This is a genomic window from Streptomyces sp. PA03-6a (assembly GCF_033792765.1).
In the GTDB taxonomy this organism is placed as follows: Bacteria; Actinomycetota; Actinomycetes; order Streptomycetales; family Streptomycetaceae; genus Actinacidiphila.
Window position 1 is genome coordinate 1 of the sequence record NZ_JARAVK010000349.1, and the last position, 7,340, is coordinate 7,340.

Consider the following 7,340-nt stretch of genomic DNA (forward strand, 5'->3'; position numbering starts at 1 on the left):
GCCGAGCGCCCCGTCCTGCCTGTCCCGCCCGCTTGGACGCGGCGCTCGGCGCGTGCGGTGGTCAGGTCCTGCGTCCGGCGAGTTCGGCCAACGCGTCGAAGGTGCGGACGAGGACCGCACGCCGCTCGGCGCGGTGCTCCGGAGAGGGGGCCAGGTCGTCGATCGCCCCGTCCCAGGCGGCGAGGAAGGCCGCCTTCCACCGCCGGACCGTCGCTGCCGCGGGGAGCACCGCGCCCGCCCAGCCCTGGGTGGCGATCAGGTGCAGCAGCTCCACGTTGCAGGGGACGGCAACGCCCCAGTACTCGTCGGGCTCCAGCGTCCCGGGGGCGCCGGCGACGGCGTCCTCGACCTCGCGGACCAGCCGCCCGGTGAGCAGGGACAGATGGTCCGCCGCCGTGTCCTCGTCGAAGTTGCCGCTGCCCCAACCGCCCATCGTTCCTCGTTCCTCCGCTCAGGGTTCGATCAGCCCGGCCCGGATCGCGTACCGGGTGAGTTCCAGGCGGTCGCGCAGGCCCAGCTTCTGCAGGATGTTGGCACGGTGGCGCTCGACCGTCTTGGCGCTGATGAAGAGGATGTCCCCGATCTCCCTGGAGGTGTGGCCCTCGGCGACCAGCTTCAGGATCTCCTCCTCCCGGTCGGTGACGGCCCGCGCGGGCAGCGGCTCGCCCTGCCGGGCGCGTTCCAGGAGGTTGCGCACCAGCGCCGTGACCGCGCCCGGGTAGATGAACGGCTCGTCGCGCACGGCGGCGCGGCAGGCCTCCACGAGGTCCCGGTCGGCGACGGACTTCGGGACGTAGCCGCTGGCCCCGGCGCGCAGCGCCTCGAAGAAGAACTGCTCGTTGTCGTGCATCGTCAGCATGAGGATGCGCAGTCCGGGCCGCAGCCGGGACAGTTCGCGGGCCGCCTGGAGCCCGGTGAGGCGGGGCATGGCGATGTCGAGGACGGCCAGGTCGAGTTCGTGGGCGCGGGCCTGCTCGATGGCCTCGGCGCCGTCCCCGGCCTCCGCGACGACGGTCAGGTCCGGTTCGTCGTCGAGGATCATCCGTACGCCGCGGCGTACCAGCGCGTGGTCGTCGGCGAGCAGGATCCGGGTCTTCGCCGTGTCGGACACGGTCAGTGGTCCTCCTCGCGGGCGGGTACGTCGAGCCGCACCTCGGTGCCGCCGTCGGGTCCCGGACGGAGCGTGAGCCGCGCCCCGATGAGCAGGGCGCGTTCGCGCATCCCCCGGATCCCGGCGCCCTCCGGGGCGGCGCCGAGGCCCTTGCCGTCGTCGCGGACGGTCAGGCGCACAGCGGTGGCGGTACGTTCCAGCAGGAGGTCGACCCGGCCGGCGCCCGCGTGGCGCGCGGTGTTGGTCAGGCCCTCCTGGGCCACCCGGTACAGGACCAGCTCGGTCTGCTCGTCCAGGGCGGGCAGGTGCGGGTCGAGGCGGTGGCGCACGGCCAGTGCCGGGGAGGTGAACTCGGCGGTCAGCGCCCGCAGGGCGCTGGGCAGGCCGAGTTCCTCCAGGACTCCGGGCCGCAGCCGGCGCGCGATGCGGCGGATCTCCTCCAGGCCGGCGCGGGTGGTCTCGCGGACCTGGTGCAGCTCCTCGCGCAGCGGGCCGGGCGCGAGTTCGGTGACGTGCTTGAGCTGGAGCAGCACCGCGGTGAGCGTCTGCCCGACCTCGTCGTGGAGCTCCTGGGCGATGCGCTGCCGCTCGGCCTCCTGGCCGGAGAGCACGTGGGCGCTGCCGGCGGCCTGTTCGCTCTCCAGCCGGTCGAGCATGGTGTTGAAGGTCGTGATGAGTTCGGCGATCTCGCCGTGCCCGGCGGCGGCCGGCCGGCGCCCGGGACGCAGCAGGTCCGCCGCCGCCATGGCCCGGGTCAGCCGGCGCAGCGGCGCCAGCCCGACCCGGAGCAGCACGGCGTTGGCGACCAGCATCGCGACCAGACCCGCCACGACCACCGCCGCCTCGGCCGGCAGGACGGGGGAGGAGACCGTGACCGGCCCCAGCAGCAGCATCGTCGCCACCATCAGCACGACGGCGTTGAGCAGGAAGATCCGCCAGAACAGCGACACGGCCACGGGCCTCCTCTCAGGGGAAAGCGGGAACCGGGGGACAGCCGGCAACGGACAACGGGCGCGGGGGGTCAGTCCCCGGCGACGGGGGACGGGGTGCGCTCCGGCTCGGAGCCGCTCGTCAGCCCCGCCGGGGCGCGGCGCCCGGCCAGTGCCCGGGCCAGCGGCTCGGTGTAGCGGGCCGTCAGGGGGCCGAAGACGACCAGCAGCAGCACGTACGCCGTGGCCAGCGGGCCCAGCGCGGGCTCGATGCCGGCCGTGACCCCCAGCCCCGCGATGACGATGGAGAACTCGCCCCGCGCCACGAGCGCGCCGCCCGCCCGCCACCTGCCGCGCACGGCGACCCCGGCGCGCCGCGCCGCCCAGTAACCGGTGGCGATCTTGGTGAGCGCGGTGACGACCGCGAGCGCCAGCGCCGGCAGCAGGACCGGCGGGATGCTGGCCGGGTCGGTGTGCAGACCGAAGAAGACGAAGAACACGGCCGCGAACAGGTCCCGCAGCGGGCTCAGCAGCGAGTGGGCGCCCTCGGCGACCTCGCCGGACAGCGCGATGCCGACCAGGAACGCGCCCACCGCCGCCGACACCTGCAACTGCTGGGCGATGCCCGCCACCAGCAGCGTCAGGCCCAGCACGACGAGCAGCAGCTTCTCCGGGTCGTCGCTGGAGACGAACCGGGAGATCACGCGCCCGAAGCGGACCGCGACCAGCAGCACCAGGCCCGCGGCGCCCAGCGCCACGGCCAGCGTCACGCTGCCCGCCGCCCAGCCGACCCCGGCCAGCAGGGCGGTGAGGATCGGCAGGTACACCGCCATCGCCAGGTCCTCCAGGACCAGGATGCTCAGGATGACCGGCGTCTCACGGTTGCCGAGCCGCCCGAGGTCACCCAGCACCTTCGCGATGACCCCGGAGGAGGAGATCCAGGTGACGCCCGCCAGCACCACCGCGGCCACCGGGCCCCAGCCGAGCAGCAGCGCCGCGACCGCGCCGGGCAGGGCGTTGAGCGCGATGTCGACCAGGCCCGACGGGTACTGCGTCCGCAGGTTCCCGATCAGATCGCTCGCGGTGTACTCCAGGCCGAGCATCAACAGCAGCAGGATGACGCCGATCTCGGCGCCGATCGCCACGAACTCCTCACTGGTGCCCAGCGGCAGGATCCCGCCCTCGCCGAAGGCGAGCCCGGCCAGCAGGTAGAGGGGGATGGGGGAGAAGCGCAACCGCCCGGCGACCCTGCCCAGCAGGCCGAGACCGAGGATGATGGCGCCGAATTCGATGAGGAAGACCGCGGAGTGCAAGGACTCACTCCCGCCCGAGTATCGCGGCGGCGGCCTCGACACCCTCACGGGTGCCGATGACGATCATCGTGTCGCCGCCGGCCAGGCGGAAGTCCGGTGCGGGGGAGGGGATCGCGTCGGCCCTGCGCAGCACGGCGACGATGGAGGCGCCGGTGTCCGTGCGCATCCGCGTCTCGCCGAGCAGGCGGCCGTTCCAGTACGAGGTGACGGGCAGTTCGATGCGCTCGGCGACCAGACCGAGGTCGGTCGTGTGCAGCAGGTTCGGGCTGTGGTGCGTCGGCATCAGCGCGTCGATCAGCGACATCGCCTCGGGCCCGGTCAGCCGCAGCGACTGCGCGCACGCGTCCGGGTCGTCGGCCCGGTACACGTTCACCGTCCGTGAACCGTCGCGGTGGGCGACCACCGACAGATGACGCCGGTCCCGCGTGGTGAGGTCGTACCGGACACCGATGCCCGGCAATGGTGTCGTGCTCATCCGCGGAGCAGGCACAGCTCGGTTCCCTTCACGGACGGCGTGCCGCCGCCCGGTTGCTCGTCCGTTTCGCCCCCCATGGATCCGCATCCTTTCATCCGGGCGAACCGGGCCGATATGGGTGCTGACACCCATCGCGGGCCCGGTGTGACGGTTCCCACACCCGGAACGGAAAAGGCCGGGAGTACCGGTGCCTTACCTGAGCGCAGCCTTATGTGTTCTTGAAGATCCGCTCCCGACCGGCGAGTTCTCCGCCTCGGGCGCCTAGGGTCACAGTGCCCGGCACACCGCGTTCGGACGTGCCCGGTGGAGTTCCCGTCGTCCGGAGGTACCCCGCACATGAGTTCCCACAGGAAACGACACCGCGCCCGCCGCGCCCCCTCGGCGCGGTCCTGGCCGCTGGCCGCCGCGGTGGCGACGGTCGCCGCGGGCGCCCTGGTCGGGGTCGGTGCGCAGTACGGGAACAACGGCGGCAAGGACGAGGCCTCGCTGGCGGCCGGCGACCGGGAGGCCGACGACCCCGTCGCGTCCGACGCGCGCCCGGAGACCGCGAGCCCGAGCCCGACGACCGCGAGCCCCAGCGCCTCCGCCACCCCGGAGCGGCGCAAGCCGGCCTCGCGGCCCACCCGCACCCCGCGGCCCTCCGCCACGCCGACCCGTACGGTGGCCCCGTCACCGGCCTCGACGACGGTCGCTGCGCAGCCCTCGCGCTCCGACGCCGACGACTCGGTGGTCGAGGAGATCGTCCGGCTGGTCAACGTCGAGCGCGCCTCGGCCGGATGCCGCCCGGTGACGCTGGAGGACCGGCTCACCGAGGCCGCCCAGGACTACACGGACGTGATGGCCCGCTCGGGCGAGCTCTCCCACACCGGGCCCGACGGGTCCACCATGGCCGGGCGTGTCGAGGCGGCCGGGTACCAGTGGTCGGCCCTCGGCGAGAACATAGCCGTGGGCCAGCGGACCGCCGCCGCCGTGATGGACGCCTGGATGCACAGCGAGGGGCACCGGGCGAACATCCTCAACTGCGACTTCGAGCAGATCGGAGTCGGCGTGAACACGTCGTCCAACGGTCCCTGGTGGACCCAGGACTTCGGCACGCCCCGCTGAACCGCCGACCGGCCGGTCAGCTGGGGCGGCCGGTCGGCCTCAGGCCGGGTGCGGGTGACGCCTCGCGCGTCGGGCCGCTTTCCTTCCCCCCACAGGCGGCCCGCCGGCGAGCCCGAGCGTCACCCGCACCCTCGTGCCGCCCAGTGGGCCCCTGGTGATCTCCATGCCGCCGTCGCAGGCGGCCGCCGCCCGCTGCACGATGTCCAGGCCGAGGCCGGTGGAGCCGCCGACGCTCACCCCGCGGGCCCGGGCGGTGTCCGGGTCGCTGATCCCCGGCCCCGCGTCGTCCACCGTGAGCAGCACCGTCCGGGCGGCGGTCCGCTCCACCGTCACCGCCAGCGCGGTGCCCTGCGCGGTGTGCCGGAACACGTTGCCGATCAACGCGTCGACGACCGCCGCGAGGTCGTCCTCGCCGAGCGGGACCGCGGTCGCCTCCGCGGTCGCCTCCAGCCGGCACTCGCGCTCCTGCTGCGCCGCCAGGACGGACCAGAACTCGACCCGGCCGCGCACCACGGCCGACGCGTCGCACTCCTGCGCGCGGCCCGGGCGCTCGGGCGAGGCCGACAGCGGCGTGCGGGCCGCGTCGATGATCGAGTCCAGCTCGCTCTCCAGGTGCGCGATCGCGGCCTCCAGGTCCTCGCCCCGGTAGCCGGGGACCTGCGCGGCGATCCGCTCGGCCTCCAGCTGCAACCGGGTCAGCGGGGTCCGCAGGCGGTGCGAGAGGTCGGCGACCAGTTCCCGTTCCATGGCGAGCAGTTCGACGACCCGGTCGGCCATCGTGTTGAAGGCCACCCCGGCCTCCTGCAGCTCCGGCGGCCCCTTGGGCTCCACCCGGATGCCCAGTTCCCCTGCGCCGAGCGAGCGCGAGGCGCGGGACAGACCCTGGGAGGCGCGCACCACGCGCGCGCCCAGCCGGTCGGCGACCAGGACCGACCCCGCCACCAGGCCGAGCGCCAGCAACGCCATCATCGCCCAGGACGCCTTCACCCCCCGGTCCAGGTCGGCGCGGGGGACGAAGGCCTCCACCACCGCCACCCGGTCCCGGGCCAGGATCACCGGCTGGAGGTAGACCCAGCCCGCGGAGGTGTCCGTGGCCACGGTCCGCCGTCCGTCCGCCACCCGGTCCAGGGCCTCCTGGGAGGCGTGCACCTTCCCGACGACCTGCCCGTCGGGCAGCCGCACGCTCAGGTGGTCCCCCGAGTCCAGCCCGGCCACCGCCTGCTGGACGTCCGCGGGCCGCGTGGTGAGGGCGAGCACCGGCGCCAGCGCCGCGGCCCGCTGCTCGGCGACCGTGGTCGCCCGCGAACGGGCCTCGGACTGCACCAGCAGCGCCAGCGGGATCAGGAAGGACAGCGCCACCATCGACGTCACCGCCAGCGCCACCCCGGCCAGGGCACGTCTCATCGAGGCGTCACCAGCTTGATGCCGACGCCCCGCACGGTGTGCAGGTAGCGGGGTTGCGAGGCCCGCTCTCCCAGCTTGCGGCGCAGCGCCGACAGATGGACGTCGATCGTCTGGTCCTCCACGTACGCCTGCTGCCACACGTCCGCCAGGATGCGGCTGCGCGGCACCACGCGGTCCGCGTGCTCCGCCAGGTAGGCCAGCAGGTCGAACTCCCGGCGCGTCAGCCGTAGTTCCCGTCCGTCGTGGTACGCCACCCGGGCCGGCACGTCGATCAGCAGACCACCCACCCGCAGCGCGCCGGCCGCGCCCTCCGGGGCCGGGCCCTGCGGCTGCGCCGGCGCCATCGCCGAACGGCGCAGCACCGCCGTCAGACGGGCCACCAACTGGCCCCCGGAGAACGGCTTCACCAGGTAGTCGTCGGCGCCCGCGTTCAGCAGCCGGATCACCTCGCTGTCGTCGTCACGCGCGGTCGTGACGAGGACCGGGACCCGCGAGATGCCGCGCAGCATCCGCAGCACGTCCACCCCGTCCAGGTCCGGCAGCCCGAGGTCGAGCACCACGGCGTCCGGGGGGCGCTGCGCCGCCTGCCGCAACGCCTCGAAACCGTAGGCCGAGCTGTGCACCATGTGGCCGTGCGCGGTCAGCACCTCGACCAGCCGCGCGCGTATCGCGGGGTCGTCCTCGACCAGGAGTACGGATGCCATGTGGAGGGACAGTAGCCGGTCGGGAAAGATGGCGGCGTGCCCCGGTACCTGCGCTACGTCGTCATATGGCTCTCGTGCACCGCGGTCAGCGTGACCGCGGTCATGCTCACCGTGGGCTTCGTGGTGGGCTCGACACGCCCGACGCCGCCCGTCGCGCGGGACATCCCCGAGAGCGCGCTCGCCGGCGGCAGCCCGTCCCCCGCGCGGCCCTCGCCGTCGCGCGTGTCGAGCCAACCACGAAGCCACCGGGAGGAAGTACATGACTCTTATACACATCGAACCATGCGAACAAAAGAAGCA

Annotated in this window: 9 protein-coding genes; 2 read left to right on the top strand and 7 right to left on the bottom strand. The window is 74.0% G+C overall.

The genetic code is table 11. The annotated features are described in order from the left end of the window. Positions 1-61: 61 nt before the first annotated feature. From PV350_RS42470 to PV350_RS42490, 5 genes are all read right to left on the bottom strand, one after another. On the bottom strand, positions 62-433 hold the full coding sequence (locus PV350_RS42470) for a DUF4259 domain-containing protein (protein ID WP_499510455.1): 372 nt from the start codon (positions 431-433) through the stop codon (positions 62-64). A gap of 18 nt (positions 434-451) precedes the next feature. Continuing rightward, positions 452-1,111 carry a response regulator gene (locus PV350_RS42475; RefSeq protein WP_500338733.1) on the bottom strand — a complete coding sequence of 220 codons (660 nt, stop codon included), beginning with the start codon at positions 1,109-1,111 and terminating at the stop codon, positions 452-454. 2 nt (positions 1,112-1,113) lie between these two features. Beyond that, entirely contained in the window at positions 1,114-2,061 is a 948-nt protein-coding gene (locus PV350_RS42480) for a sensor histidine kinase (RefSeq protein ID WP_500338737.1), read from the bottom strand. 71 nt (positions 2,062-2,132) lie between these two features. Continuing rightward, positions 2,133-3,353 (bottom strand): cation:proton antiporter, encoded by a 1,221-nt coding sequence (locus PV350_RS42485; RefSeq protein ID WP_499510453.1) that lies wholly within the window; start codon positions 3,351-3,353, stop codon positions 2,133-2,135. Between the two features lie 4 nt (positions 3,354-3,357). Continuing rightward, the gene (locus tag PV350_RS42490; protein ID WP_499510452.1) at positions 3,358-3,843 is read right to left on the bottom strand and encodes a cation:proton antiporter regulatory subunit; all 486 of its coding nucleotides are present in this window, start codon (positions 3,841-3,843) and stop codon (positions 3,358-3,360) included. A 321-nt stretch (positions 3,844-4,164) separates the two neighbouring features. Here PV350_RS42490 and PV350_RS42495 point away from each other — a divergent pair, with 321 nt between their 5' ends. Next, positions 4,165-4,932 (top strand): CAP domain-containing protein, encoded by a 768-nt coding sequence (locus tag PV350_RS42495; RefSeq protein WP_499510451.1) that lies wholly within the window; start codon positions 4,165-4,167, stop codon positions 4,930-4,932. Positions 4,933-4,971: 39 nt separating this feature from the next. Here PV350_RS42495 and PV350_RS42500 read toward each other — a convergent pair whose 3' ends face one another. Continuing rightward, positions 4,972-6,336, bottom strand: a complete 1,365-nt coding sequence (locus PV350_RS42500; protein WP_499510450.1) for a sensor histidine kinase — start codon at positions 6,334-6,336, stop codon at positions 4,972-4,974. Then, positions 6,333-7,040 carry a response regulator transcription factor gene (locus tag PV350_RS42505; protein ID WP_499510449.1) on the bottom strand — a complete coding sequence of 236 codons (708 nt, stop codon included), beginning with the start codon at positions 7,038-7,040 and terminating at the stop codon, positions 6,333-6,335. The genes PV350_RS42500 and PV350_RS42505 overlap by 4 nt, the downstream gene beginning before the upstream one ends. Positions 7,041-7,076: 36 nt before the next feature. Here PV350_RS42505 and PV350_RS42510 point away from each other — a divergent pair. Then, the coding region (locus tag PV350_RS42510; protein ID WP_500338735.1) for a hypothetical protein at positions 7,077-7,340 on the top strand (264 nt) is incomplete at its 3' end.

What these genes read in the sequence shown, in the direction of transcription:
- PV350_RS42505 (WP_499510449.1), bottom strand. Translation starts at nt 7,040, where the DNA reads ATGGCATCCGTACTCCTGGTCGAGGACGACCCCGCGATACGCGCGCGG.
- PV350_RS42495 (WP_499510451.1), top strand. Translation starts at nt 4,165, where the DNA reads ATGAGTTCCCACAGGAAACGACACCGCGCCCGCCGCGCCCCCTCGGCG.
- PV350_RS42470 (WP_499510455.1), bottom strand. Translation starts at nt 433, where the DNA reads ATGGGCGGTTGGGGCAGCGGCAACTTCGACGAGGACACGGCGGCGGAC.
- PV350_RS42500 (WP_499510450.1), bottom strand. Translation starts at nt 6,336, where the DNA reads ATGAGACGTGCCCTGGCCGGGGTGGCGCTGGCGGTGACGTCGATGGTG.